The sequence below is a fragment of the Spirochaetota bacterium genome (assembly GCA_004297825.1).
GTDB lineage: Bacteria > Spirochaetota > UBA4802 > UBA4802 > UBA5368 > FW300-bin19.
In genome coordinates, this window is the sequence record SCSX01000036.1 from 18,474 (window position 1) to 43,900 (window position 25,427).

Sequence of the window (25,427 nt, forward strand, 5' to 3'; positions counted from 1 at the left end):
ATTATTTGGGTGTTTCTTTCTTAACGGTTTCCTTGCTTTCGGGATTCAGGATACGGTTAAGGTTATCGGCCTTGTCGGTGTCGAACTTGTTCTTCGATGCTTCGGGATCAAGCTCTTCCATTATGCGTATAGCGTACGATTTCGCCACGCGGTAATGGTATACCGAGCTCGCGAAATTGCCCTCGATGAGATTGGCCTCGGCCTCGTCCAACTGTCCGTACCCGATGCGCAGGCGCATCATGTTTTGGAAGACGACCTTGTTCTTGTTGGGATCGGATTTAGTCTTCTCGTCGAGCGAAAGGTTCAGGATGGCGTCGGCGCAATCGCTCAGGAGCTTTTCGGTCTGGCCCTTGTAGTACCCGGATATTTTCTTGTAGAGCGCCTGGATGCCTTTACGGTTGTCCTCGAGTTCCACGCGGGCATTGATCGCGTCGCGCTTGTAGAAGAGACCCACGCCCTTCTTGTAACCATCGTACAGGCCCTGGTAATCCTTGTCCCAACCCTGATCCTTGTAGTTGGACGAGATAACTTTAAGAATGTAAATTTCCTCGAGGTTTTCCCTCACCAGCCTTTCACATACGTCGATGGCGTTGAACTTGGCGAGATAGCTGTCATCCGGCTTGGTCGCGGGCGTGTATTCCCTGGCTGCCGATTCCGACTTTTCATCTTTCTTCGCATCCTTTGCGTCCTGGGCCATTACTCCCGTGGTAGCAGCTACACATACCGCCATACAAAGAATGAGTGCTTTCATCCACACATTGAGTTTCATACGGGGACTCCTTTGTTATGCAACTTTCTTAATAATAGGGCATCCTTGCCCGATGCTGCATGATGCCGACTTAAAATGATTTTAATGTATAATTTTATTATAAGCAACATTTTTTTTGTAAAATAAAAAAATTTTAACCGGAATTTTTATCTTAATATTTACATATACAATATCGCTAAACGGGGCATTAGTATTGGCCCTTCACCGGACCAGCATAATGCGCATGTCCATAACGTTGGTATTGGTGGGACCGGTGACGATCAGGTCGCCGATCTCCTTGAAAAACCTGTACGAGTCGTTGTTGGCGACATAATCGTTAACCGAAACACCCCTCGCGCGCGCCCGTGCGCAGGTCGTGCCGTCCGCCCAGGCGCCGGCGGCATCCGTGGGTCCGTCGCTTCCGTCCGTACCTATGCTCGCGGCGAGAATGCCCTCCCTTCCCTCCAGGAGGAGCGCACATTGGAGCGCGAACTCCATGTTCCTTCCGCCCAGCCCGCTGCCGGTTACGGTTACCGTGGCTTCCCCCCCGCTGATAATACAGGCCGGCAGGCGGACCGGGTTTCCGGAAAGCAGCGCTTCCCGCGCGATCGCGGTATGCATGCGCGCCACCTCCCTTGTTTCGCCTTCTATCACCGAGGAGAGTATCACCGTGTTGTAGCCAAGCTTTCTCGCGACGGCGGCCCCCGCCTTGAGCGCGATTATATTCGAGGCAATGATGAGATTGGTCACGCGCCCGAATACCGGGCTTCCGGGCTTGGGGGTCTCCTCCATTTCTCCCGCCGCGCCCCGGTCCAGGTGCGCGCGTACCGATGCGGGTACCTGCCCGCCGAGCGTATATTTCTCCAGCACCCCAAGGGCGTCCCCGTACGTCGATTTGTCGGGGACGAAGGGTCCCGAGGCGATAACGTCCATATCGTCCCCGGACACGTCCGATATCATGAGATTGATCACGGTCGCCGGGTAGGCGGCCTTTGCAAGGTTCCCCCCTTTTACGAGCGAGAGGTGCTTGCGTACCGCGTTCATCTCGTGGATGTTCGCCCCGCTGCGCAGCAAAAGGTTGGTCGCGGCAATCTTGTCATCGAGGGGGATCGATGCGGCGGGAAGCGGCAGGAGCGCCGATCCGCCGCCGCTGATGAGCGAGATAACCAGGTCCCGCTCACCGGCCTTCGATATAAGGTCGAGGATCGTGCCTGCGGCTTTCAAGCCCTGGGCGTCGGGCAGGGGATGAGAGGCCTCGATAACCTCAATCTTACGAAGCGGCTCAACGTACCCGTATTTCAGGGAGACGCATCCCGCGGAAATCCTGTCGCCAAGGAGGTCCTCGACCGCCCGTGCCATGGGCGCTGTCCCTTTTCCGCCTCCCACGACGATTATATTCTTATATTGGGAGAGATTGAATTCAGCCGCCGTCCCGCCGTCATGTGGTACGATCAGCATATTTCCCTTCAATTTGAGTCCATTGAGTACCGCGGTATGCGGACTCACGGCATCGATCCCCGCCCGGTAAATAGCGGCAAGGTCGTCGCATGTGCTTTTCATAGAGGTACCTCCGCAATACCTGATGTTGATGCGCGTATCGGCGCCGTTTCCGGGCATCGGCCGCGGGGAAGCGGGTTTGATACCGGACCACCCTGGACGTGCGGGAAGAGAACTCACCGGCCGGCCCGATTTATCGGACCCCCCCGGATTTTCCGGCACACGTGCAGGTGAACGCACCATTATTCGGCCGGCCGGAATCCGACAGGCCTTATGTAATAACAATACATGGTGTGCACGATATACTCAAACATTTTTAGACACGCCCGCGCCCGGAAAAGGCTTGTCAAGGGCGTGGGATGGAGATAGGCAGGGGATACCGCATTTTCAAGGGGGGGCGATGATTACTTTCAAGGGTTATGACGAGGTGATTCGCAGGGCCTATGATAACGGCCAGGGACACCTCTTCGATTTCTGGGACCGGCTGGACGAAGGCGCCAGACATGGCTTGCTGAAAGAAATTGAATCCCTTGATTTCGAATTGTTGAAAAAGCTGCACGCGCTGGCGTCGGGGGAATCGCTCGCGCCGATGCGCTATGACCCCGCCGAATATATCCCCCTGCCGGCGGATGACGGGGCAAAGGCCGAATGGGAGCGCGCCAGGGTGCGCGGCGAGGAGGCGATACGATCCGGCAGGGTGGCCGCGTTCCTGGTAGCCGGGGGACAGGGCAGCAGGCTCGGTTTTGAAGGCCCCAAGGGCATGTTCGGTGTCGGGCCGGTCTCGGGCAAGTCGCTCTTCCAGATCCACGCGGAGAAGATTTTAAAATATTCGCGCAAGTACGGGGCCCGGGTGCCCTGGCTCATCATGACCTCCGAGGCGAACCACGAGGACACGGCCGCCTATCTGCGCGATCACGGGTATTTCGGGCTCGACGAACGCGACGTCATCATTTTCCCGCAGAGCATGATCCCTTCCATGGATACGGAGGGACGTCTTATCCTCGAGGGGCCCGGAAGGATTTTCAGGAACCCGGACGGTCACGGGGGCAGCCTTACGGCGCTCGCGCGATCGGGCGCCCTGGCCGAGATGGAGCGCAGGGGCGTAGAAACTATCTCGTATTTCCAGGTGGATAACCCCCTGGTGCGGATACTTGATCCCGTGTTTATCGGGTTTCACGAATTGCGGGGGGCCGATATTTCCAGCAAAGGCCTCATGAAGGCGTATCCCGGCGAAAAGATAGGGGTGTTCGTAAAATTCGAGGACGGGACTACCGGGGTGGTTGAATACTCGGACCTTCCCGCGGAACTGCAAGAAGCGCGGGACGGGAAGGGCGCACTGCGGTACTGCATGGGGAGTATCGCGATACATCTCTTTGGAACCCGGTTTATCGGATCGATCACGGGCGGGTCGTCCCTGTCCCTGCCGTTTCATGTGGCCAGGAAAAAAATCCGGTCGTACACCGGGAAAGGCGCCGCCGACATCGATGGGTTCAAGTTCGAGAAGTTCGTTTTCGACGCCCTCCCGCTGACCCCGCGCAATCTTGTCCTTGAAACCCTGCGGGAGGATGAGTTCGCGCCGGTCAAAAATCCGTCGGGGGTGGATTCGGCGGAGTCCGCCCGCGCGCTCATGACGGGGCAATGCATGCGGTGGCTGGCCCATCGCGGCATAGCCCTGCCGCCGGCGGTCAAGCTGGTCGAAATTTCACCGCTCCTTGCGGTCGAACCTGATGATATCCCTGAAAATCTTTCGGTTCCGAACGAGGAGAGGGTGTACCTCGAATGAGTGCCCCTGAAGGGGATCATCCGGCACTGAAATCGACTTCGAGCGTGGGCGGGGGAAGGGGCGGACCAGACGCGCGCGAAATAAAAATGAAAAATAATTTGACGAGGCCTGAAAAACAATGAATTATACGAGTATACACAGAGAGAAAAGGAATGGAAATTAAATTTAAATCGTCCCGGCGCGGGGATGTGAGCATTCTCAGACTCGATGGCGACCTTGACCTGGAAACCGCGCCCCAGCTCAGGGAGATACTCATGCAGGAGATGCAGGCGGGATTCGTCAAGATTATCTGCAACATGAGCTCCGTGGACTATATCGCCAGCGCGGGACTGGGAGCGCTCATCAACGTGCGCAAGCTGCTGGAGGGGAGCAAGGGCGAATTGAAGCTTTCCGAGCTGAGCATCGAGGCCGAGAAGATCATAACGCTGTGCAGCCTGCAGAATTTTTTTGGTATCTACGACACCGATTCGCTTGCCCTGGCTGCGTTCTCTGAAAAGCGATAAACCGGTCCCCCATAATTTCGCACGGTATCTCCGCGCGATGGGAACGCTTAATAGTATTGACAGAATCCGGCGGCGCGTTTTCTTTAATCGGCGAATTATCAAAATCCGGCAGGGTTGCGCATGCAGAAATACATCGAAAAAGTGAAGACCCTCACCGAGTCATTCCCGTATATCCGGCAGTTCTACGGGAAAACCATTGTCATCAAGTACGGGGGGCACGCCATGGAGGACGAGGCGCTCAGGCGCTCGTTTGCCGGCGACATGGTGCTGCTGAAATACGTAGGCATAAACCCGGTTATCGTACATGGGGGCGGGCCGCAGATAGGCACCCTCCTCAAGCAGATCGGGAAAAAAAGCGAATTCGTCGCGGGACTCAGGGTTACGGACGGCGAGACCATGGACGTGGTCGAAATGGTGCTCGTGGGCAAGGTCAATAAGGAAATCGTCCACAATATCAATATGGCGGGCGGAAAAGCGGTGGGTCTGTCCGGAAAAGACGGGGGTCTCCTCGTGGCGGAAAAAATGTATCACGAGGAGGGCGGCGCCAGGCACGATATAGGACAGGTAGGCACCGTGCAGACCGTCAACCCTGCGATTATCGAGACGCTCGACAGGGATCGCTTCATTCCCGTCATCGCGCCCATAGGCTTCGGTGCTGACGGGGCGACCTATAATATCAACGCCGACATCGCGGCGGGGAAAATAGCGGAGGCGCTGAGCGCCGAGAAATTCATCCTGCTCACGGACGTCGAAGGGGTGAAGATAGGCGGCCGGCTGGCATCGACGCTCAGGATGGGGGAAATTCAGGGGCTGATTAGCCGGGGCGACATCACCGGGGGGATGATCCCCAAGGTGAACTGCTGCCTGGACGCGCTGGCGGGGGGTGTCCACAAGACGCATATCGTGGACGGCAGGGTCGAGCACGCGGTGCTCCTCGAGATTTTCACGGACGCCGGCGTGGGCACCGAGATCGTCAAATAGGGTCCTATAAATTCTATTTGACAGAATATCGCCCCCTCATAAATTACCCTGCGGAGGGTTGTCTGAGTGGTCTATAGAGGCGGTCTTGAAAACCGTTGAGTGATGAGCTCCGGGGGTTCGAATCCCTCACCCTCCGATTCATCAGGGATTGCACAGAATACCAGTACTACCGAGGAGAGATGCCCGAGTGGCCGAAGGGGACGGTTTGCTAAACCGTTGTACCAATTACGGTACCGAGGGTTCGAATCCCTCTCTCTCCGAATAAGGATGATGCGGTGACACTTACAGAAAAAGTCAGGATTTACGCCGCGCTGGCGCGCACATGGGCTTTAAAGGCAAAGGATTTTATCCTTAACCTGAGGAGCTACGAGCCGGTAGTCCGGGAAAAAATCGAGCTGGTCAGGCGCTCGCCCGGAATAGAGGAATATGCCCGATATTACGCGGCCGCGGCATACATACCCTACGTGGGATGGCTGCTGCCCCTGTACCTTAAGCGCGGGCATCGTTTCTGCGAGGCGCACGGCAGGAACGGCTTCACCGCGGCGGTCGCGTTCGCTGGCGTCGAGCTCGCGGTCTTTTTCCTGAACCTGCTCTTCGTTCCGCGCGATTGGAGGCCGGTAAGCTTTTTTCTTGTACTCGTGATCTATCTGCTCCACCTTGCCTATTTCACGATGTGTGCCTGGGGCATGCGGGAGGCATACCGTGAAAAAAACCTTGAAATCCCCGTGCTGGGAAAATATACCGGTATCATAGAATTCTAACCACGCGTCTATAGCTCAGCTGGATAGAGCGCCGGACTACGAATCCGTAGGTCAGAGGTTCGAATCCTCTTAGACGCGCATCACCCATAAAGGCGTGGACCAGTTTCCGCGCCTTTTACTTTTTCCCATGGATAAGGACGATACATATTTCATGCGGATGGCGCTCGAAGAGGCCATGGCCGCCGCGGATGCGGGGGAAATCCCCGTAGGGGCCGTCGTCGTACGGGGAGGCGAGCCGATCGCCCGGGGGCGCAATGACAACAGGGCGCGCAACAATCCCGCGGGACACGCCGAACTGAACGCGATTCAATCGGCGGCCAGGGTGTTGGGGAATGAGCGCCTGGTGGACTGCGTACTCTACGTGACCAAGGAGCCGTGTTCCATGTGCGCGGGGGCTATGGTGCATGCCCGTATCGCGAGGGTGGTGATCGCGGCTGAGGATGCGAAATACGGCGCGTGCGGCACGGTGCTTTCGGTGTGCGGAAACGAGCGTCTCAACCATGTCCCGGAAATCGAGTTCGGGCTGCTGCGGGACGAGTCCATAAGAATGCTCTCGGATTTTTTCCGAAATCTCCGTAAAAAGTAGACAAATTCCATGAATTCATTTAATATTCTTCAGATAAAGTATCATTGTCAAATTCATACATTTTGTCGTCGATATATGCTTGACATCGAATTAATACAATGCGTAGTAGGGGCGAAACAGCTGTTTGAATATTACAATCGGGTCACGCCATGAAAAAAAGTAAAATCCTGAGAATCGTTACCTTAGTAATTCTTATCATGATTGCAAATTCGGCGTTCGCTCAGGAGAAAACCGAGCCGGCCAGGGAAGAGCCCGTATCGCGCTGGGAGCCGACCGTGCTGACTCCCATTAACCTTTATGACACCTTTACCTTCGACGAGAAAAACCAGACAACCGTAAGGACATCCATGTATATTTTCGGCCCCGCCTTCGTGACCGTGTGGGGCCTTGTTGAATGGGGATGGTTTTCCGGGCACTCATTTAAAGTCCATCCCACCGACGTATGGGGGGCCGATGCGCTGGATGGCGGTTCCGACAAGCTCGGGCACATGTTTGGCGCGTATACGGCGAAGCGCGCAGCCACGTTTCTTTTCCGGGCATCGGGTGATTCCAGGCTGAAAGCGAACCTTATGGGCGCGGCGTATGCCGAAGTCGTCACTCTGATACTCGAATTCGGTGACGGATTGTCGACCGCGTATGGATTTGATCCCTGGGATGTGGTGGGTAACAATGTCGGTATCCTCGCAGGTTTCCTGCTCGACCAGTTTCCGGTACTGGACCGCATGTTCGCCCTGCAGTGCGAATGGATCCCCTCAAAGAAGTTCAGGAAAAATTTCGAGCCGTTCACCCAGAATTCAGATGTTTTCACGGACTACAGCGGGCAAAAAATCCTGCTGGCCACCAAGCTGGGGGGTATTCCTTACCTGTCGCGCACCCCGCTGCGCTACCTCAATGTCGACCTGGGATACTATGCGCGCGGCTATTATAACAATTATTACAAGAGCAATACTCAGAACCTCTACCTGGGACTCTCGGTGAATTATTCCATCGCATTCGGGGATTTGCTACCGACAGGATACACTTCTTCCACCTTCCAGTCTATATTCAATTATTATCATGTTCCGCTTACCCTGGAGGCGAAAAAATGGGAGCTGGTACGTGTTCCCAATAACGACGAATTTTAGGCGCGCGCTCCTCGTCCTGCTGGCCGTCGCCTGCGTTTTCACGGCATGCGATAAATCACGGTTACTCCCCGGGAAGAATTTTTCCGGCACCGAAAGCACCCTTGTCATGTGGGTGCATTCGGATATCCAACCGCACACCCCCTCCCAGTACTGGCACTACGAGACCGCGGTGAAGGACATGGCACGCCACCTTACCGGCGTGACCATGGCGATCGTCGCGGGCGATATCGTACAGTTTTCGAAGAGCCCGCAGGATTATGAATGGTTCCTGAAAACGCGCGAGGGGGCCCGAGTCCCCTACTGGTTCGAGATCGCGGGCAACCATGACGCCAAGGATTTCCCCACCTTCCAGAAATACTTCACGCGCCCCCTGCATTACGCGGTCACGGTGGGCAATATCCTGATCGTGCTCATGTCGGACGAACAGAACAGCCCCGATACGGATATTTCCCCTCTCACCTTTGAATGGTGGAAAAACCTGGTGGTGAACAACCAGGACCGCATACTCATAACCGTAACGCACGCCCACTTGAAAGAAAGCAACCTTGCGGCGTCATCCATCTACACGATGATAATCAAGGACGGCGAGCGGTTCGCGGAGGTATTGAAGAAGTACCGGGTGGACGTCTGGATATCCGGGCATACGCACATGCCCTACTACGTGCCGGGGAGGACGAACGCGGTACCGGAATTGAACGGCACGCTGTTCATGGACGTCGCCTCGATAAAGAAGGACTTTTTCCTGGACACGATCGATTCGCGCATCCTCATTTTCGAGCGGGGCTCGAACGTGATGAAGATGCGCGTGCGCGATCATGAAAAGCACCAGTTCGTGCAGGGCCTGGACGTGAACCACCCGCTGGGCCGCGCGTTCGACTGGGACGGAAGCCCGCCGGTGGTCCTGGAACAGTAATTACCAGCGTTTTCCCAGGAGCGAACCCAGCACCCCGCGCACGAGCTGGCGGCCGATCTGGCTTCCCGCGGCGCGCGCGAGGCTTTTGACCACCGTCTCGCCCACCGAGTCGCCGCGCCTTCCCGCCGGCTTCTTCCCGCCGGATTTTTTCGTCTCTTCTTTTTCGGCATCCTCCGACGCCTTGTCGGCGCGGCCCTTGAGCTTTTCGAAGGCGGACTCGCGGTCTACGGGCTCGTCATATTTTCCCGCAACGGAGGACGATTTCATGGCGGCCTTGCGCTCGTCGGCGGTGAGGGGACCTATCTGGCTCGAGGGCGGGCATATGAACGCGCGCTCGACGACCGAGGGCGTGCCTTTCTCGTCCAGGAAGGAGACAAGCGCCTCGCCCACGCCCAGTTCCGTGATCGCGGTCTCGATCTTGATCTTGGGGTTCGCCCGGAACGTCTGGGCGGCGGACTTCACGGCCTTCTGGTCCTTGGGGGTAAACGCGCGCAGCGCGTGCTGCACGCGGTTGCCGAGCTGTCCCAGGATCATCTCCGGGATGTCGAGCGGGTTCTGGCTCACGAAGTAGACGCCCACGCCCTTGGAGCGGATGAGCCGCACCACCTGTTCCACCTTTTCCATGAGCGCCTTGGGCGCGTCGTTGAACAGGAGATGGGCCTCGTCGAAGAAGAAGACGAGCTTGGGCTTGTCCAGGTCCCCGGCCTCGGGAAGGGTTTCGAAGAGCTCGCTGAGAAGCCACAGCAGGAAGGTCGCGTATACCTTGGGCGACTGGATGAGCTTGTCCGAGGCGAGTATGTTGATGACGCCCTTGCCCTTCACCGTGAGCATGAGGTCCTCGATGGACAGCGCCGGTTCGCCGAAAAACTGGTCCGCACCCTGCTCCTCGAGCGCGAGGAGCCCCCGCTGGATGGTGCCGATGCTCGCGGAGCTCACCTTGCCGTACTCGGTGGTGAACTGCTCGGCGTTGTCGCCCACGTGCTTGAGCATGGCGCGCAGGTCCTTCATATCAAGGAGCAGGAGGCCGTTGTCGTCGGCAACCTTGAAGACGAGCGAGAGGACGCCGCTCTGGGTTTCGTTCAGGTCGAGGAGGCGCGAAAGCAGCACGGGCCCCATCTCGGAGATCGTGGTGCGCACGGGATGCCCGTCCTTTCCGAAGACGTCTCAGAAGGCGACAGGGCAGCCCTCGCCCTTGAACGCCGGGAGTTTCATTTCTTTTATACGCGCCTTGATCCTGTCGTTTTCCTTCCCGGGGTTGGCGATGCCGGAGAGGTCTCCCTTGACGTCGGCCATGAAGACGGGGACGCCTATCGCGCTGAAGCTTTCGGCGATCTTCTGCAGCGTCACCGTTTTGCCGGTGCCGGTCGCGCCCGCGATGAGCCCGTGGCGGTTCGCCATTTTCGCGAGCAGCTCGATTTCCTTGTCGCCCTTGGCTACGAACAGGTTTTCCATGACTCCTCCAGGTGATATCGGTCGGGGACTTTTCGCGGCGTACGGACGGGGATGCGTCCCGTCGCGCGGCTTCCCGCGTCCCCACGCGGCGTGGCAGTATCGGACCCGAAAAATAGTGGGGGGCCGATTCGCCTTCATGATTTAATCAGGAACCGGAAGCACAGTCAACACCAAAAACGCGGCAAATTTGTATTGAAAAATGCGGCACGCGCGGGAAGATTGCCGGTAAATCACGGATCACGGGAGGAACCTATGTCCGGCTACCAGTTCTACATCGTCGAGAAAAAACCGCCCATCGCCTGGGTATACCTGAACCGCCCCGACAAGTTCAACGCGATGCACGAACCCGCCTGGACGGAAACCCCGCCCATTTTCGCCGACCTGGACGCGGACGATGAGATCAAGGTGGTGATCGTCGCGGGGAAGGGGAAGCATTTTTCCGCCGGGATCGACATGATGGGCATGGCGGGCGTGATCCCCGAGGTGGGGAGCCGGGACCAACTGGGCGCGACCAAGTGGAAATTCATCCCCAAGATATACATGCTGCAGGAGACCATGACCTGCATCGAGAAATGCCGCAAGCCCGTGATCGCGGCGATACATGGCTACTGCATAGGCGCGGGGCTGGATATGGCGACCGCGTGCGATATCCGGCTGTGCACGGCGGACGCGAGCTTCTCGCTGCGCGAGGCGGCCGTGGGCTTCGTCGCGGACGTGGGCGTGCTGCAGCGCATCCCGCACATCGTGGGACAGGGCGTCGCGCGCGAGCTCGCCTACACGGCGAAGAATATCGACGCGAAGCGCGCGAAGGAGGTGCTCCTCGTGAACGAGGTGTTCGACACGCAGGAGGCGCTCATGGCCGGCGCGGAGGCGATGGCGATGGAGATCGCCGCGAACTCGCCGCTCGCGGTGCAGGCCTCCAAGGACGTGCTGAACTACGGGATAGGCAAGAGCGTGGACGAGGCCCTCAAGTACGTGGCATCGATAAGCGCGAACATCATTCCCTCGAACGACCTCTTCGAGGCGATGACCGCGAAGATGGAGAAGCGGAAGCCCAATTTCACGGGGAAATAAGCCCGAACACACGGGCTTTATGCCCGGTGAAGTTTCACACCCGCCTGTCCCGCGGCCGCGGCGAGGTCGTCGTCAAGAGTTGCCAGGGCAGCCCTGTTTCTGAGCGCGCATTCCAGGTATGCCGCGTCGTACGCCGAAAGCCCGTACAACTGCGCAAGGTCGAACAGGCCTGTGAGGTAATCCGGCCCGCAGATATTTTCATCTCCCATTCCAAGCTCGCCCAGCAATGAGATCACGCCCGCCGCGTCCGCGTGGCTGATGCGTTTTCTGCGCACGGCGGTCGCGATCACATTGGCGGTTTCGTACCACCAGAGCGCGGGTACGACTACGCGGTCACGCGGTCCCAGCGACTTGAAAAATTCCGATACCAGCACGGACTTTTCGTCGGGAAGGAAAAGCGCGGAGGTGAACGAGCAATCCGTCACCCAGGCGGTCACCGCTTTCTCCCCTCGCCGATAAGCTCACGGATGGAACCGTCGCCGCGCACCGTGGCGCGGATTTCCGCGAGCCTTTGGACGGCGTCGCGGCGCGCCGATTCGCCCTTCTCCGCGAAGGGAACGATGCGCGCCACGGGCGTCCCGCGCCTGGTAATGGTCACCGAGGCGCCCCCCGCCGCCTCCTCGAGAAGCGCGGCGAGGCAGGTCTTGGCCTCGAAGGAGCCGACGGATTTTTCTTTCACTTTCATGTAAACCAGTATAATATACCAGTTGGTTAATGTCGAGCGGGAAAAATAAAGGCGCGTCCGGCGATGAAGGCACGGATACGTATCCGCGCCTTCATCGCCGGACGTATCGGCGTTTCGGTTTTCGGTGAAATCTGTGAATCGGCGAAGGGGGATGGGGTTTGATGCGCGAACATGCCTGTAAAGTATGGTTTGCCGGGAGTATGCGGAAATGAGAAGGGCCGCCTTGAGGGCGGCCCAGCGTGAGTATAATTTATTGGAGAGTTTACCAGACTATGCCAGCGGTGAGGCCAACGGCGGCTCCGGACATCGTGTAATAAATTACCTGTAGATCGATTTTTACAACGGAAATATTAAGTCCTAATCCGGCCATGATTTTTGGTCGAATAAAATAAGGTCTTTCGCCTAGTGTTGATCCATCGATGGATACCTTCCCCGGTAAAAAGGTGTAAGCACCTGGGATGTTCGTGTCCGTATTTTCAACCGCGACATCACCCGCCGATTTTAAAACGATATCCGCTTTGCCATAGCTGAAGTCAACGCCTGCACCCAAGGTCAGGTTTAGGAGCCATAATAATTGAACAGATGTTACCACGTCGACGGGAATCGTATAAGAATAGGTAGTAACACCGATGGCGACTGTGGGGTCCACCACGACATCACCTTGGAAATATAAACCTCCGCCCATATCTCCTGTGTTAAAGTGTTGTGTTTGGGTATCGATTTTCGCATCATACACTATTTCGCTCTTATGATATATTAGACCCGTCCCCAGGGAGAGCCCTCTCCATTTGAGAAATCCCCAGCCCATACCATGCTCGCGAATAAGCGCGTAGTTGGCACCAATTCCTATCAGGGTATTATTAACATCCAATTCTTCAACGGGTTTCCAGGAAACCTTACCAAATTTGAAGTTCAGATAAAGATCGTCCATGATGAATTTTGCATTGATACCAACGTTGACAAAGGAGATACCCGCGCTCAGTCCCGCATACAAGTCTCCTTTCTTTTCCAGTTCTTGTCCGATTTTATCATAGTAGGAGGGATCTACGCTTGGGGCTTGGGCGCCAAGCATTACACCAGTTGAGATTGCGAACAAGTCGTAGTTCTGATATCCCTGCAAAGTGCCCGCATGCGCAGAGTAGATATTCGCGTTCGCAAATCCGGTCGCGAGGTCGTTTTGCTTATCGTATTTTGCAAGGGTCGTGTTCGCACTGGCAATCGCACTAGTAAACGCGGAGTTTATAAAACCATTTATGGTGGCATCAAAGGCCGTCCCTGAAATTTTTGGTTCTGTTCCGGAAATCACCGCAGCATTCAGTGTGGGTGCAATTCCCACAATCATTCCTAATACTAAAGCAAATAAACAAATCTTTCTCATATCTCCTCCTTCAATCATCGCCCGAAGGCAATGTTCCTGACTATTATCTTAGTATATTCCCCTGTTGCAAAAAAGGCAATAAATTTTAGACCGGGCGGGCGTTCAGGGCGGTGTCGTGGGTGGTGCAAACCCGGTTAAAGCAAGACAACCGGGGAGAATTTACCGGGTTCGGCAAGGGAGCCTGAATAAGTATTCATGCTCATGGTGATTTTAGTGCGCGAGCATGCTCATATTGGCGCATGGTTGAACAACGTAAATTGTATCAGCCCCCTGATTTTAATAATTCCGGGTAGGAAATGCGCATTACCGAGGGCTATCGGTCATGAATTCAGCACAGTAATGTCCAAAACTGTGGGCTTCGTCAGGCGCTCGAAATCGGTGTAGTCCATCCTGATAAGCTCGCTGTGGGACCCCGCGTTGAACGCGATCTCCTTGTCCTTTGCAAGCTCGCGGGAGGCGTACACCTCCAGCCCGTAGAGGTTGCCGAACGGGGGCATCGCGCCGAGCTCGCAGTCCGGGAAGACCTCTTTGAATTCCTCCTCACGGCAAAGCTCGACATTTTTCGTAGAAACAGCCTGGCGGAGGCTCTCGAGGCTCAGTTTATGGCTTGCGGGCACGACCGCCATGGCGAGCTTCCCGTTGATCTTCACGATCACGGATTTGGCGAGCTCCTTCCCGGGGATGTGCGCTGAATGCGCTATCCCCTGGGCGGTGTAGGCCGGCGAATGCATGATGCTCACGTACTTGATGCTGTTCTGGTCCAGGAATGCGCGCAATTTCTGTCCCGGCATAGCGTCCTCCTTGTACGTTTGAGATTACCTCTAACGTACTAAGGGGGACGGATGAAAACAAGCGTCAGGGTGGTGAGAGAAGCGAGGAGTCGATTGGTTTTCCCCAGAATATTTTCCAGCAAAGGGCTCCGTCCAAGGGCTGGAGAATGATGAAATAGTTATTGAATGAATAATTATCTGTGTACGCGTCAAATTTTCTCGCCAAAATCCGGCGCACCAGCCCCTCAAGCAATTCTCCGACAGCCATCGCCACCAGCAGGGAGACGGTGCGTTTGAAAAATTTTTTCATATCCATAAAGAGGTCATGGTCCCTGGGGCACACGCAGATATGCAGCGCCTTCCAATCCTCATTTTCATCGACTTCCTGGCGCTCTACGCCCCGATTAGCCCTTCCCAGCTTCTGGTGGTTTTTCATCATCTGCTTCATTAGAAAAATAATGATCCAACACTGGGATTTGCCGGTTTGTATGGATGCATCGAGCAGGGTCTCGCGAGTGGCACGCGTGGTGTTGATACTGGTATCGATTCCCATATTTTGCCTCCGTTGACAGATATGCCCTTATTACGGAGGTGAGTGATGAAACAGAAAATATTTTTGTCTTTATCCGGAAGGCATATGCGGTTAAAGCAGAATAGTTATTCATGCATTCAACACAGACCGGCCCCCGGAATACCCCGGGGGCCGTATCAGCACCATCACTTCAAAATAATCGATTTCCCGTCGCTGTCGATCTTCACCACCTGCTCGGTTGCAACCTCTCCCCCCAGGAGTTTCACCGAAAGCGGGTTCAGGATATGTCTTTGAACCGCGCGCTTGAGCGGCCGCGCCCCGAACTGCGGGTCAAACCCTTCCTGCACCAGGAATTCGAGCGCCTTCTTCGAAAGCTCCAGGTGGATGCCGCGCTCCTTTAGGCGCCGGGCGAGGTCGCTCAGTTGGATCTTCACGATGTCCCGGATATTATCGCGCGAGAGCGGGTTGAAGATGATGATCTCGTCCAGCCGGTTCAGAAACTCGGGCTTGAAGTTCATCTTGAGTTCCTGTTCCACGCCCCTGCGCCGCTCCTCCATAGGGATGGACGCATCAGCGATATAGGCCGTGCCGATATTCGAGGTCATGATGATGAGCGTGTTCCTGAAATCCACGGTGCGCCCCTTGGCGTCCGTGAGCCTTCCTTCGTCAAGGATTTGCAGGAATATATTGAACACGTCGTGGTGCGCCTTTTCGATCTCGTCGATAAGCACGACGGCGTAGGGACGCCTGCGCACCGCCTCGGTAAGCTGTCCCCCTTCTTCGTAGCCCACGTAGCCGGGGGGCGCGCCTATGAGCCGGGCGACCGCGTGTTTCTCCATGTATTCCGACATGTCGATGCGTACGATCGCTTTCTCGTCGTTGAATAAGAATGCGGCCACGGCCTTCGCGGTCTCGGTTTTTCCCACGCCCGTGGGCCCCAGGAACACGAACGTCCCCACGGGACGGTTGGGATCCTGTATGCCGGACCGTGAGCGGCGCACCGCGTCCGATATCGCGACGATCGCCTCGTTCTGTCCCACGATTCGGTCTTCGATGATGCGTTCCATGGAAAGGAGCTTTTCCTTCTCGCCCTCGAGCATTTTGGAAACCGGGATTCCCGTCCACCGGGCCACGACCTCCGCGATTTCCTGTTCGGTTACTTCCTCTTTTAGAAGGCTTTTGTCCTTCTGGATGGTCCCCAGCTTCGCGTTCATTTCCGCGAGCTTCTTTTCGAGCTCGGTGATCTTGCCGTAGCGGATCTCGGCGACGCGGTTGAGGTCCCCCTCGCGCTCGGCGCGGGCCTCCTCGCTGCGCATGAGCTCGATGTTTTCCTTGATGGCGCGTATGGAGGTGATGATCTCCTTCTCGCGTTTCCACTGGCCCACGAGTACGTTCTTCTTCTCGTTCAGGTTCGCGAGCTCCTCCTCGATCTTCGCGAGCCTTTCCTTGGACGCCTTATCTTTTTCCTTCTTCACCGCCTCGCGCTCGATCGTGAGCTGGCGCGTTTTGCGTTCGTACTCGTCGATCTCCGTGGGCATGGAATCGATCTCCATCTTGATCCTGGAGGCGGACTCGTCTATAAGATCCACGGCCTTGTCCGGCAGGAAGCGGTTCGTGATGTAGCGGTCCGATAATACCGCCGCCGCGACGACCGCCGAATCCGATATCCTCACGCCGTGGTGCACCTCGTACTTTTCCTTGAGCCCGCGCAGGATCGCGATCGTGTCCTCGACGCTCGGCTCGCTGGTGAAGACGGGCTGGAAGCGCCGCTCCAGGGCCTTATCCTTTTCGATATACTTCTGGTACTCGTTCAGCGTGGTCGCGCCGATGCAGCGTAGCTCTCCCCGCGCGAGTGCGGGCTTGAGCATGTTGGACGCGTCCATTGATCCCTCGGCGGCGCCCGCGCCCACCAGGGTGTGCAATTCGTCTATGAAGAGAATCACCTCTCCCTCGGACTCCTCGATCTCCTGGATGACCGCTTTTAATCGTTCCTCGAACTCGCCGCGATACTTGGCCCCCGCGATGAGCGCGCCCATGTCGAGCGCGACCAGTCGCTTGTTCTTCAAGTTTTCGGGCACGTCCCCCTCGATGATACGGCGCGCGAGCCCCTCGACGATCGCGGTCTTGCCCACGCCGGGCTCGCCTATGAGGACGGGATTGTTCTTCGTGCGGCGGGTGAGGACCTGCATGACGCGGCGTATCTCCTCGTCGCGCCCTATCACGGGATCGAGCTTGTTCTGCCGCGCGAGCCGCGTGAGGTCCCGGCTGAAGCGCTCCAGGGCGTTGTACTTCTCCTCGGCGTTTTCATCGGTGACGCGCTTCGAGCCGCGGATGTCCATGAGCGTTTTCAGGATGTTGTCGCGGATGAACCCGTGCGCGTTTAGGATGCGCCGCGCCTTGCTTTCGCCCGTGGAGGAGAGGGCGAGTACCAGGTGTTCGGTGCTCATGTACTGGTCCTTGAGCTTTACGGCTTCGTTCCACGCCTCGTTCAGCACATCGCGGAGCGCCGGCGACATGGCGCCACCGCCGGGACCGCCGCCCACCTGCCGGGGAAGCGCCGCGATCGCCTGGTCCGTCTCGTTCACGATTTCGTGAGGGGACACGCCTATCCTCTGGGCGATCGTCGTAAAGATGCCCCCGTCCTGAATGGCGAGTCCCTTCAGCAGATGCTCGGGCTGGATCTCAACCTGGTTGTTCGCCGTGGCCTCGTTCTGCGCCGTGTTGAGCGCGTCCTGTGCCTTGAGCGTGAGTTTGTCCATACGCATAATGATGCCTCCGAAAAAAATGCCCCTGCGGCGCGATACAAAAACCTGGTTTTCTTTTAATCAGAATGGGGATACAGGCAATGAAAATTCTTTTTGAGTATCAAAATACATGAAAAAACGCACTGCGTCAAGCGTGTCCACGCGTGTCACACGAGCAGGTCCGATACGCGCTCGACGACGTGGTCGGCATGGATTCGTCGCGCGGGAATGAGCTCCGGCCATAGCCTGCCGATCATGCCGTGCACCAGCACCGTGGTAATGCCGGCCTCGCGGGCCCCGCGCAGCTCCTCCGACCCGCCGTCCCCGGAAAAAACGCAGCGCTCCGGGTGCTCGTCGAGCGCCCGGAGCGAAATCTCGTAGATCCCGGGCTCGGGCTTCATGAAACCCACGTCGCAGGAAAAGACAACGCTGTCGAAAAAGGGCGCCGCGGGGCATTCTTCCCAGCCCGCGCGCTCAAGCGTATCAGCGTTGCTCACGAGCCCGATCTTCATGCCGAGCCGCTTTAACGAGGAAAGCGTTCGCAGCGAGTCCTTCGGCATGTACAGGAGCGAGCGCCTGAATATGCGCTTCCGGTTCTCGGTCGCCTGGCGGATGAGCGTGTCGGGGATATCGGGCCGTATCGCGCGGGCCATGCGGGCTATCGTCGCGAACGGGTCGATATCGGACCCCTTAAGCCGTTCGGGGGATTTTACCATGAGTTGCTCGATCCAGAGATCCCTGGGCACCCCCAGGATTTCCCAGGACATGCGCGCGTCCGGGGTCGTGTCCTCAATCGAGGTGAGGGTGTGGAAAAGGTCGAACATGCACGCCCTTTTCCCAGCGAGTATCGGCGACAGGCGATCGTATGCCATGGCGGTGAAATCTCCTGAATAACTATACAATCACGGTAATTCCCGGGCGCCGTCGTGTCAATCGATTGGTAAAAATCAGATGCGGTGGCGCGGGCGCCGATATTTTCTTTTTCCGGTTGCGAAAATTTCACCCGGCAGGCGATGCTTCCGGCAGGGGAAGCGCTCGCGAAACGAACCCCCAACCCGGAGGACAACGCCATGTCAGGGAAGGACAGGCCCCACGTAGTACTGCACAACGCGATAAGCGCCGACGGGCGCATAACGGGGTTCGAAGCGGACCAGGCCCTGTATTACCGCCTGGCGGGAACCTGGAACGAGGACGCCACCCTCGTGGGCGCCGATACATTCCTTGCCGTTCCGGGCCCCTTTCCCGACGAGGACCACCACACTTTTGAGCCGCCTTTCGAGATAGGCACCGACAACCGGCCGCTCCTCGTGGTTCCCGACAGCCGGGGGAGGCTCAGGATATGGCATTACTTGAAGAGTCTCCCCTTCTGGCGGGAGGGCATTTCTCTTTGCTCGGCCGCGACCCCGCCGGAACATCGCGCGTATCTACGGGAAAGGCACATCCATGCGATAGAGGCGGGTGCGGATCACGTGGACCTCGCACACGCGCTCGCAATTCTAAAGAGCGAATTCCTGGTCAACACGGTGCGCGTGGACAGCGGGGGGACGCTCAACGGTGCGCTGCTGCGCGCCGGGCTCGTGGATGAAATGAGCCTCCTCGTGAGCCCCTGCCTCGCGGGCGGGATTCCGAACGGAATCTTCAGGGAACCGGCACTTCCGGCGGGCGCGGGGCCGATACGCCTGGAGCTCATGGAGGCGCAAAAGCTCGAACAGGGTCATCTCTGGGTACGGTACAGGATAGCGTCAGTACAATGATCGCTATGAGCACCCGGTTATCACTTGACGTTTTCAGGAAACGATTTATCTCTCAGAAAAACGGGGGTGCGTGATATGAACGCCGCTCATGCGCAATTGGAAAGGATTTTCAATCCCCGGTCGCTCGCCGTGGTGGGCGTGAGCGCCCAGGGCTTCGGCTTCGGGCGGGGCATCCTGCACGCCCTGCACGCGATCGGGTTCGAAGGCGCGCTCCACGCGGTGAATCCGAAGGGCGGCGAGATGCTGGGGTTTCCCATTCATAAGAGCATCGCGGATATTCCCGGCCCGCTCGACTTCGCCATCATCGCGCTCCCCGCGAACCTCGTACCGGAGGCTCTGGGGCAATGCCTTGAAAAAGGCGCCGCGGGGGCCGAGATACTCTCGGCCGGTTTCCGCGAGCTTGGTACCGATGAGGGCGCGGCGCTCGAAGAGGCGGTGCGCGCGGTTGCGGCAAGGGGGCTTCGCGTTATCGGGCCCAACTGCTTCGGGGTTTACGCGCCAAAAAGCGGGCTCACGATGCTTCCGGGCCCCGATCTCTCCCGCGAGCCGGGTCCCGTCGCCTTCATCTCCCAGAGCGGAGGGATGGCGATTGACCTGTGCCACGCGGGCCGATGGAAGGGAATTCGCTTCAGCAAGGTGGTGAGCTTCGGCAATGGCGCCGATCTGCGCGAAACGGAGCTCCTCGACTACCTGCGCACGGACGACGAAACAGGCGTTATCGGCGTGTACGCCGAGGGCGTGGGGGACGGCAGGAAATTTATCGAAACGCTCAGGCGCACCGCCGCCGTGAAACCGGTCGTGCTCTACAAGGGCGGGCTCTCGGAGGCGGGGGGCCGGGCGGTCGCGAGCCACACGGCGTCCATGGGCGGGAGCGGCGTCATCTGGGAATCGGCGCTTCGGCAGTGCAACGCGTGCCAGGTGCAATCGCTCGAGGAGCTCGCCGACACCTGTCTCGCGTTCTCCCTTCTCCCCGCGCGCCCCTTGCGGGGCCTCGCGATCGTCGGGGGCGGGGGAGCCCTGGGCGTCGCCGCCGCCGATGCGGCGGAATCCTACGGGCTCGTGATGCCGCCCTTTGATGCGGCGCTCCAGGAAAAAATCCTCCCGCTTCTCCCCAGGCCGGGGTCATCGGCGGGAAACCCGGTGGACGTGGCGAACCCCTTCGTCCCGCCGGACGCGATCCAGGGCATACTCTCCCACGCGGGATCGGACCCGCGGGTCGACATACTGATCCTCGTACAGCTCCTCTACCATTTCAAATCGCTCGTGCCCATGATGGGGGCACAATCGCTCATGGACATCGTGCCGGTGGAACAGTTTGCGAACGCGGCCGCCGCCGCGGCCGCTTGCACGGGGAAGCCCGTGGTCGCGGTGCTCCCCAACCACAAGCGCGAACCGGAATCGATGGACATCGAGAACGTCATGCGCGCGGCGCGCGCGGCCTATCTCGCGCGCGGCATCCCCGTCTATGACGATCTCATATCGGCCATGAAGGCTATCGGTCACGTCACCAGGTATTATTCCAGGAAAGAGGCCAGGTAGCGGTGAAAAGAACACGGCCCCGTCGCAAGCGACGGGGCCGTGCCGTGATACGTTCAGCAAATTTACTAGGAGGGCGAATCTATTACTGGAGCGTTCTCGATACGCCGAACTCCGCCCAGAAATGGTTTTTTAGCTTGCCCGAAATCCCGTCGCCGTTGATGTCCACCTCAGGCTGAAAATCCTTTGAAAGGGAGCGTGCGTAATTTACACTCGCGGTGAAGGTAGTACCCTTGTAATCCTTCGCCGTCGTGAGCGTTAGGCCGGCGTCGCTCCACCCCTTCCTGTCCAGGTACGCGTTGTTGTAATACGAAACCCAGGGATTCGCCGTGAGCTTGAAGCCGTCATCGGTCGCGATGAAATCATGGGTGAGGCTGAAGCTCACATAGTAATCCTCGTCCACGGGCGTCTTCGCGGCGCTCTCCTTCACATAATAGTCATAGTAGAAGTCGATCTTTGGATTGAGAGGCACCTTGAGGCCCAGGGAGAGGGCGCCCTCGATGAAACTCGGATCGTCCGCCGTATGGGTAACCGCGTCATGATAAAAATACTTTACGTAGGTAGCGCCCAAGCCGAGCGTGAGGGTGCCCGCGATCTCGGTGGTGTACGCAAGACCCCCGTCGAATTCATGCAAAGTTTTAGAATACTTCCGGTCCTCTGAATCCGAGGCCGCAAAATAATCCGTGTTCACGCCGCCGGCGGCGAATACGGAGAGACCAGTTTCACCCAGGTTAATCCCGGCTTGTGGCCAAATGAGCCCCGCGCCCTTTCCGTTCAGCTCGACACCCCGCCACCAGTAAATACTGTAGTAGGTGACCGATACGGGAAAGGTGAGGAAGGATTTTTCCGCGGCCGGGGCCGCTTCCTGCGCGACCGCCGGTATCGCCGAGAGGATCGCGACGAGTGCGAGAGAGACCAATGTTTTCTTCATGATGTTCACTCCTTCTTGTAGTTTCATGAAAACAGGGTAGCGCCGGGGCAGGAACACGGCAACCAATAACTGGTGATTCATGTTAATGGCGAGTTAAATACGCGGAGCGCTCGTTGGAAATATATTTCCGCTAATTAATGCGCCGGTACGCCGTGCGCAAAGCGAATCCGGCGGCGCGACCGGGGCGATCGCGCAAATCCACGGGTATTTAGGACAAAATACGACCGTGGTCCCGTTTATTAAATCCGTGTTAAATCGGGTGCGCGAGGCTTAATGTACGCGCGCGGTTCCGGACTCGTCTTCCCTGCGGCCGAAATGGAGCTTGATCCAGCTTCCGCGCTTCAGCTTGTGACGGAAGTTGGTGGTATCGTCCGCGACGATTTTGCGGAGATAATCCATGTGCCGCTCGATGGCCTCGAGGTACAGGGGTGCGTCCGCGGCGAACCGCGTCTTGAAATGGTACTGCGCGTATACATGCACTCCGCGGAAGGCCTCGTTCATGCGGGCCTTGGCGATCTCGTAGAAGTCGAGCGTTTTGCGGATGAGGTCGAACTCGGTGTTGAAGCCGGGCACGTTCGCTTCCTTGAACTCGTAGTAGAGGAAGAGCAGTTTTTCCAGGTAGGTCCTGTCGGACATCTGGCCCAGGAGGTCGGCGGTTCCCAGTATGCAACCGGCCTCGCGTTCCTGTTCGTTGTCGAATCGCAGCGAATCCACTTTAATGCTGAGTCCCGTGCACCGGATTATCTTCGCGACGAGCGCGGCGTCCTGGGCGCTCGCACCGAAATCGGAGGCGTGTGAATCCAGGAAGCCAACGCTTCTTTCAACATGGTTGCTCGTGTACTTGGCCCCGGTGCCCTCGGTGTCCCAGGATTCCTGGATGTAGCCGGTGTCGTGCAGGAGCCCGGCCAGGAGCAGGCACTCGGCCAGGTGCGCGCTAAAGGGCGGATGGTGAAGGTTGTATCCGTCTAAAAGGCGGGCGCACGCGAGGGTCGCGTCCAGGGTATGCGTGAGGTTGTGATACTCGGTATTGCACGACCTGAAGCCGGGGAAGCGCCCCTCGAAGAGTTTTTTTATCAGACCATACGATGACTTTATCTTCTTGAACCGGGTTTTGGGATAATGGTAGCAGAATATCCTCCGGATTTCTTCTATGACCGCCCGGGGATCGCGCGTATCGAGGAGGCCGGCTAGCTGAACGTTGGATGTGTGTGCCATGTGTCTCTCCTTCCCTGGATTGGCTCCGGGCGGTGAGGAGCCCGGGAAACGGCGGCTCGTACTGAAAACCCGATCGGGACTATCATCTGGAATGAGGTATTCGAGTCGCGGCGCGTCCCACCGGTGCGAAATGTCATTAATACTACGCGTTGAAACACAGGAGTGCAACAAAAAATGAAAATAAACGGGATTTCCGGAAATTATTGTACTGACACCCGGGTCTATTTATACTGAACATCGTTCAGTATTGATTTACGCCGGAAAAAGCGCGCCAAAATTGAGATTGCGGCCCGCGTCGCCGCCCCGATGGGTAAAAAAACTTTTCCAATTTTCGAGCGTGCAGATTCCGGTCATGAATATGGAATCGGGGTGAACGCCCTCGGCGGCGAGGGAGCGGGCGATATGCCGCCACAGGTCGAGGTAAATCCTGCCTTCACGCGTCTCGGTATCGTTGGGGAAGAGGCACGCGACATCCTCGTTCACGGCATAGGAACGCGGTCCGATCCCCGGCAGGACGAAGGCGCGCAGATTCGCCGGGTCGCTGCCGTAACGCTCCTTCATGAAACGCGTGGTGAGGCGCGCGATTTCCAGTTTCGTGCCCTTCCAGCCGGAATGCGCCGCTCCCAGGACCCTGCGTACGGGATCCAGGATGAATACGGGGATGCAGTCGGCGGTACGGATCACGAGGCAGAGGCCCCCCAGGGCGGTTACCAGCGCATCGGCCTCCGCGATCCACGGAAGGTCTTCACCGGGGGGCTCGCGCATGTCGACGATCGTGTCGCCGTGGACTTGCTGCAGCATGACGATGCGCGCGCCCGGAAGCCCCGTGACGGGCGCGAGCAGGGCTTTTTCCTCATGGCGGATCGCTGCCGGATCGAGGGTGTAATCGACGCGGTTGATTTCCCTGCCCACGGTACCGACCAGGGCGCGCTCCATTCCCGAAATCACGTATGCGCCGTCGGCGCGTTTCTCGAATTTCGTCATAGGGGAATGTCGTACCTGCGCCGTGCGGAAAACCCGGAGATCGACCGGTAACCCGTGCGCCTGAGCAGCTCCACGGCGCGTGCGAATTCCCAGGCGACCTCTTCGGGGGCGTGCGCATCGGACCCCAGGGTCACGGGGGTATTCTCCCTGAAGAGTATGCCGAGAATTTTTTGGGACGGATAGATTTCCCCCACGGGTTTGCGGAGTCCCGCGGTATTGAGCTCCACGGCGATGTCCCTCGATGCGCAGGCGCGCGCGAGCACGGTAATGGTATCCTCGAATTCGGCGCGTGCGCGGTGTCCGAATTTTTTCACAAGGTCGAAGTGTCCGATAATCTGGAAGGCGCCCGACGCGATAAGCCTTTCGAGGATTGCGTAGTACTCGGTGTAAATTTCGTCGATATCCCGTTCCTTGAAGCGCTCAGTTGCCGCGGGGTGATCGAACGGCCAGTCGCCGATAAAATGGCAGGAGCCTATAAGGTAATCGATCCCGGGATGGGTGAGGTACCTCCGGTCGAAGGTGTCGAAGAACGGGAAGTCGACCTCGAAGCCCGTTTTCACGGCGATGCGGCCGGCGTATTCCGCGCGTTTTCCCGCGATGAGGGAAAGGTACTTTTCGGTGTCACCGACCCGCATGGTGATCCCCTCGCGCAGGTTGTCGGGAAGCGGCGCGTGGTCGGCGAACCCGATCTCCTGAAGACCACCGTCAATCGCGGCGCGGATATAATCGTCCACGCTGCCCACGGCATGTTCGCACAACTCGGTGTGGGTGTGGTAATCGACCATGCGGCCTAGTAGCCGTGGCGCGAATAGTAGAACGAAACCTCGCGTATGAGACGGCCGGCCTCGCCGCGCTCGCGCGGGTTGCTGCGGACAAAAAACTTGTCTATGGTGGAATCGTCCGAATGGGAAACGATCGAGAGCAGGTACCACAGCGCGGGAAGGCCGCGCTCCGGCTTGTCGGGCCCCTTGTGCTCCGATTCGCGGTGAAGAAGCTCCGCCGCGGCCGCGGGAACCATCTCCGCGTACTGCAAAAAGCGCGAATCGCGCACCGGGTAGACATGGGGATGGTGCAGGTAGTATACGAGGATTCGCTTCCTGCGCAGGTAGAGCGCCATGAGCTCCATGTCGCCGAACTCTATGTGGCGCGGCCTGAGGACGATTTTGTCGATGTTGTCGAAATCGCTCTTGTACGGGTAGAGCGAAAGCAGGTAGCGCACGTGGTCCGGGCCCTTCATCACGCTCTTCGCATTGCCGTAGGCGATTCTGGGATAGACGATATCGATCCCCGTGTTCCCGTGCCTGAACCTGTCCTTCAAGTAGGGAGAGTCGAAGCGGTTGCGGAGGATATTGTCTATATCGAGGGCGATATCGTCCTCAAGCTCGCCCGTCCCCTGCATGTCCTCCTCGTCGCCGAGGTTCCTGTGCTCACGGTAGTAATCTCGAATATCAAACATACCGTAAATCTATCGAGGGG

General features: G+C 57.9%; 24 protein-coding genes, 3 tRNA genes and 1 pseudogene. 13 read left to right on the forward strand and 15 right to left on the reverse strand.

Going from position 1 to position 25,427, the window contains the following annotated elements:
• Nucleotide 1: 1 nt before the first annotated feature.
• Together EPN93_07025 and EPN93_07030 are read right to left on the reverse strand one after the other, a co-directional pair.
• Nucleotides 2-769 carry a hypothetical protein gene (locus EPN93_07025; GenBank protein ID TAL36573.1) on the reverse strand — a complete coding sequence of 256 codons (768 nt, stop codon included), beginning with the start codon at nt 767-769 and terminating at the stop codon, nt 2-4.
• A 201-nt stretch (nt 770-970) separates the two neighbouring features.
• Nucleotides 971-2,308, reverse strand: coding sequence for a glycerate kinase (locus EPN93_07030; protein ID TAL36574.1), 1,338 nt, complete (start codon nt 2,306-2,308; stop codon nt 971-973).
• Between the two features lie 22 nt (nt 2,309-2,330).
• Between EPN93_07030 and EPN93_07035 the strand changes: the two genes are divergently transcribed.
• The 10 genes from EPN93_07035 (at nt 2,331) to EPN93_07080 (ending at nt 8,896) form a co-directional block, all read left to right on the forward strand.
• Complete coding sequence (locus EPN93_07035) at nt 2,331-4,028, forward strand: UDPGP type 1 family protein (protein ID TAL36575.1); 1,698 nt, start codon at nt 2,331-2,333, stop codon at nt 4,026-4,028.
• A gap of 152 nt (nt 4,029-4,180) precedes the next feature.
• Complete coding sequence (locus tag EPN93_07040; protein TAL36576.1) at nt 4,181-4,531, forward strand: anti-sigma factor antagonist; 351 nt, start codon at nt 4,181-4,183, stop codon at nt 4,529-4,531.
• Nucleotides 4,532-4,651: 120 nt separating this feature from the next.
• Nucleotides 4,652-5,512, forward strand: coding sequence for an acetylglutamate kinase (gene argB, locus EPN93_07045; protein TAL36577.1), 861 nt, complete (start codon nt 4,652-4,654; stop codon nt 5,510-5,512).
• 52 nt (nt 5,513-5,564) lie between these two features.
• A tRNA-Ser gene (locus tag EPN93_07050) sits at nt 5,565-5,648 on the forward strand.
• Nucleotides 5,649-5,685: 37 nt separating this feature from the next.
• Nucleotides 5,686-5,772 (forward strand) — tRNA-Ser (locus tag EPN93_07055).
• Between the two features lie 15 nt (nt 5,773-5,787).
• Nucleotides 5,788-6,273, forward strand: a complete 486-nt coding sequence (locus tag EPN93_07060; GenBank protein ID TAL36578.1) for a hypothetical protein — start codon at nt 5,788-5,790, stop codon at nt 6,271-6,273.
• 4 nt (nt 6,274-6,277) lie between these two features.
• Nucleotides 6,278-6,351: transfer RNA gene (locus tag EPN93_07065), tRNA-Arg, on the forward strand.
• A 49-nt stretch (nt 6,352-6,400) separates the two neighbouring features.
• Nucleotides 6,401-6,859, forward strand: coding sequence for a nucleoside deaminase (locus tag EPN93_07070; protein ID TAL36579.1), 459 nt, complete (start codon nt 6,401-6,403; stop codon nt 6,857-6,859).
• Nucleotides 6,860-7,008: 149 nt separating this feature from the next.
• Nucleotides 7,009-7,983: a DUF2279 domain-containing protein gene (locus tag EPN93_07075; GenBank protein TAL36580.1), complete on the forward strand. Its 975-nt coding sequence runs from the start codon at nt 7,009-7,011 to the stop codon at nt 7,981-7,983.
• The gene (locus EPN93_07080) at nt 7,916-8,896 is read left to right on the forward strand and encodes a hypothetical protein (protein TAL36581.1); all 981 of its coding nucleotides are present in this window, start codon (nt 7,916-7,918) and stop codon (nt 8,894-8,896) included. The genes EPN93_07075 and EPN93_07080 overlap by 68 nt, the downstream gene beginning before the upstream one ends.
• Here the strand turns inward: EPN93_07080 and EPN93_07085 are convergent.
• Nucleotides 8,897-10,348 (reverse strand): annotated as a pseudogene (locus EPN93_07085) (DUF853 domain-containing protein).
• A 252-nt stretch (nt 10,349-10,600) separates the two neighbouring features.
• Between EPN93_07085 and EPN93_07090 the strand changes: the two are divergent.
• Nucleotides 10,601-11,422: a crotonase/enoyl-CoA hydratase family protein gene (locus EPN93_07090; protein ID TAL36582.1), complete on the forward strand. Its 822-nt coding sequence runs from the start codon at nt 10,601-10,603 to the stop codon at nt 11,420-11,422.
• 17 nt (nt 11,423-11,439) lie between these two features.
• Here EPN93_07090 and EPN93_07095 read toward each other — a convergent pair whose 3' ends face one another.
• The 7 genes from EPN93_07095 to EPN93_07125 all read right to left on the reverse strand — a co-directional run bounded on the left by EPN93_07095 (nt 11,440) and on the right by EPN93_07125 (nt 18,403).
• Complete coding sequence (locus EPN93_07095) at nt 11,440-11,859, reverse strand: PIN domain-containing protein (GenBank protein TAL36583.1); 420 nt, start codon at nt 11,857-11,859, stop codon at nt 11,440-11,442.
• Nucleotides 11,856-12,107 (reverse strand): type II toxin-antitoxin system prevent-host-death family antitoxin, encoded by a 252-nt coding sequence (locus EPN93_07100; protein ID TAL36584.1) that lies wholly within the window; start codon nt 12,105-12,107, stop codon nt 11,856-11,858. Before EPN93_07100 ends, EPN93_07095 begins: the two co-directional genes overlap by 4 nt.
• A 262-nt stretch (nt 12,108-12,369) precedes the next feature.
• On the reverse strand, nt 12,370-13,485 hold the full coding sequence (locus tag EPN93_07105; GenBank protein TAL36585.1) for a hypothetical protein: 1,116 nt from the start codon (nt 13,483-13,485) through the stop codon (nt 12,370-12,372).
• Between the two features lie 320 nt (nt 13,486-13,805).
• Nucleotides 13,806-14,276 carry a YbaK/EbsC family protein gene (locus tag EPN93_07110; GenBank protein TAL36586.1) on the reverse strand — a complete coding sequence of 157 codons (471 nt, stop codon included), beginning with the start codon at nt 14,274-14,276 and terminating at the stop codon, nt 13,806-13,808.
• Nucleotides 14,277-14,340: 64 nt separating this feature from the next.
• Nucleotides 14,341-14,808, reverse strand: a complete 468-nt coding sequence (locus EPN93_07115; GenBank protein TAL36587.1) for a hypothetical protein — start codon at nt 14,806-14,808, stop codon at nt 14,341-14,343.
• A 164-nt stretch (nt 14,809-14,972) separates the two neighbouring features.
• Nucleotides 14,973-17,552 (reverse strand): ATP-dependent chaperone ClpB, encoded by a 2,580-nt coding sequence (gene clpB, locus EPN93_07120; GenBank protein TAL36588.1) that lies wholly within the window; start codon nt 17,550-17,552, stop codon nt 14,973-14,975.
• Nucleotides 17,553-17,698: 146 nt separating this feature from the next.
• Nucleotides 17,699-18,403: an HAD family hydrolase gene (locus EPN93_07125; protein ID TAL36589.1), complete on the reverse strand. Its 705-nt coding sequence runs from the start codon at nt 18,401-18,403 to the stop codon at nt 17,699-17,701.
• A 141-nt stretch (nt 18,404-18,544) separates the two neighbouring features.
• Between EPN93_07125 and EPN93_07130 the strand changes: the two genes are divergently transcribed.
• On the forward strand, nt 18,545-19,285 hold the full coding sequence (locus EPN93_07130; GenBank protein TAL36590.1) for a RibD family protein: 741 nt from the start codon (nt 18,545-18,547) through the stop codon (nt 19,283-19,285).
• A gap of 75 nt (nt 19,286-19,360) precedes the next feature.
• Nucleotides 19,361-20,824: a hypothetical protein gene (locus tag EPN93_07135; GenBank protein TAL36591.1), complete on the forward strand. Its 1,464-nt coding sequence runs from the start codon at nt 19,361-19,363 to the stop codon at nt 20,822-20,824.
• Between the two features lie 82 nt (nt 20,825-20,906).
• Here EPN93_07135 and EPN93_07140 read toward each other — a convergent pair whose 3' ends face one another.
• The 5 genes from EPN93_07140 to EPN93_07160 all read right to left on the reverse strand — a co-directional run bounded on the left by EPN93_07140 (nt 20,907) and on the right by EPN93_07160 (nt 25,407).
• Nucleotides 20,907-21,752, reverse strand: coding sequence for a hypothetical protein (locus tag EPN93_07140; protein ID TAL36592.1), 846 nt, complete (start codon nt 21,750-21,752; stop codon nt 20,907-20,909).
• Nucleotides 21,753-22,022: 270 nt separating this feature from the next.
• Nucleotides 22,023-22,967: a hypothetical protein gene (locus EPN93_07145; protein ID TAL36593.1), complete on the reverse strand. Its 945-nt coding sequence runs from the start codon at nt 22,965-22,967 to the stop codon at nt 22,023-22,025.
• Nucleotides 22,968-23,219: 252 nt separating this feature from the next.
• On the reverse strand, nt 23,220-23,951 hold the full coding sequence (locus EPN93_07150) for a laccase domain-containing protein (GenBank protein ID TAL36594.1): 732 nt from the start codon (nt 23,949-23,951) through the stop codon (nt 23,220-23,222).
• On the reverse strand, nt 23,948-24,736 hold the full coding sequence (locus tag EPN93_07155; GenBank protein TAL36595.1) for a histidinol-phosphatase HisJ family protein: 789 nt from the start codon (nt 24,734-24,736) through the stop codon (nt 23,948-23,950). Before EPN93_07155 ends, EPN93_07150 begins: the two co-directional genes overlap by 4 nt.
• A gap of 5 nt (nt 24,737-24,741) precedes the next feature.
• Nucleotides 24,742-25,407, reverse strand: a complete 666-nt coding sequence (locus tag EPN93_07160) for a hypothetical protein (GenBank protein TAL36596.1) — start codon at nt 25,405-25,407, stop codon at nt 24,742-24,744.
• Nucleotides 25,408-25,427: the final 20 nt, after the last annotated feature.

What these genes read in the sequence shown, in the direction of transcription:
- EPN93_07025 (TAL36573.1), bottom strand. Translation starts at nt 769, where the DNA reads ATGAAACTCAATGTGTGGATGAAAGCACTCATTCTTTGTATGGCGGTA.
- EPN93_07030 (TAL36574.1), bottom strand. Translation starts at nt 2,308, where the DNA reads ATGAAAAGCACATGCGACGACCTTGCCGCTATTTACCGGGCGGGGATC.
- EPN93_07035 (TAL36575.1), top strand. Translation starts at nt 2,331, where the DNA reads ATGTTGATGCGCGTATCGGCGCCGTTTCCGGGCATCGGCCGCGGGGAA.
- EPN93_07040 (TAL36576.1), top strand. Translation starts at nt 4,181, where the DNA reads ATGGAAATTAAATTTAAATCGTCCCGGCGCGGGGATGTGAGCATTCTC.
- argB (TAL36577.1), top strand. Translation starts at nt 4,652, where the DNA reads ATGCAGAAATACATCGAAAAAGTGAAGACCCTCACCGAGTCATTCCCG.
- EPN93_07070 (TAL36579.1), top strand. Translation starts at nt 6,401, where the DNA reads ATGGATAAGGACGATACATATTTCATGCGGATGGCGCTCGAAGAGGCC.
- EPN93_07075 (TAL36580.1), top strand. Translation starts at nt 7,009, where the DNA reads ATGAAAAAAAGTAAAATCCTGAGAATCGTTACCTTAGTAATTCTTATC.
- EPN93_07080 (TAL36581.1), top strand. Translation starts at nt 7,916, where the DNA reads ATGTTCCGCTTACCCTGGAGGCGAAAAAATGGGAGCTGGTACGTGTTC.
- EPN93_07090 (TAL36582.1), top strand. Translation starts at nt 10,601, where the DNA reads ATGTCCGGCTACCAGTTCTACATCGTCGAGAAAAAACCGCCCATCGCC.
- EPN93_07100 (TAL36584.1), bottom strand. Translation starts at nt 12,107, where the DNA reads ATGAAAGTGAAAGAAAAATCCGTCGGCTCCTTCGAGGCCAAGACCTGC.
- EPN93_07105 (TAL36585.1), bottom strand. Translation starts at nt 13,485, where the DNA reads ATGAGAAAGATTTGTTTATTTGCTTTAGTATTAGGAATGATTGTGGGA.
- EPN93_07110 (TAL36586.1), bottom strand. Translation starts at nt 14,276, where the DNA reads ATGCCGGGACAGAAATTGCGCGCATTCCTGGACCAGAACAGCATCAAG.
- EPN93_07115 (TAL36587.1), bottom strand. Translation starts at nt 14,808, where the DNA reads ATGGGAATCGATACCAGTATCAACACCACGCGTGCCACTCGCGAGACC.
- clpB (TAL36588.1), bottom strand. Translation starts at nt 17,552, where the DNA reads ATGCGTATGGACAAACTCACGCTCAAGGCACAGGACGCGCTCAACACG.
- EPN93_07125 (TAL36589.1), bottom strand. Translation starts at nt 18,403, where the DNA reads ATGGCATACGATCGCCTGTCGCCGATACTCGCTGGGAAAAGGGCGTGC.
- EPN93_07130 (TAL36590.1), top strand. Translation starts at nt 18,545, where the DNA reads ATGCTTCCGGCAGGGGAAGCGCTCGCGAAACGAACCCCCAACCCGGAG.
- EPN93_07135 (TAL36591.1), top strand. Translation starts at nt 19,361, where the DNA reads ATGAACGCCGCTCATGCGCAATTGGAAAGGATTTTCAATCCCCGGTCG.
- EPN93_07140 (TAL36592.1), bottom strand. Translation starts at nt 21,752, where the DNA reads ATGAAGAAAACATTGGTCTCTCTCGCACTCGTCGCGATCCTCTCGGCG.
- EPN93_07145 (TAL36593.1), bottom strand. Translation starts at nt 22,967, where the DNA reads ATGGCACACACATCCAACGTTCAGCTAGCCGGCCTCCTCGATACGCGC.
- EPN93_07150 (TAL36594.1), bottom strand. Translation starts at nt 23,951, where the DNA reads ATGACGAAATTCGAGAAACGCGCCGACGGCGCATACGTGATTTCGGGA.
- EPN93_07155 (TAL36595.1), bottom strand. Translation starts at nt 24,736, where the DNA reads ATGGTCGATTACCACACCCACACCGAGTTGTGCGAACATGCCGTGGGC.
- EPN93_07160 (TAL36596.1), bottom strand. Translation starts at nt 25,407, where the DNA reads ATGTTTGATATTCGAGATTACTACCGTGAGCACAGGAACCTCGGCGAC.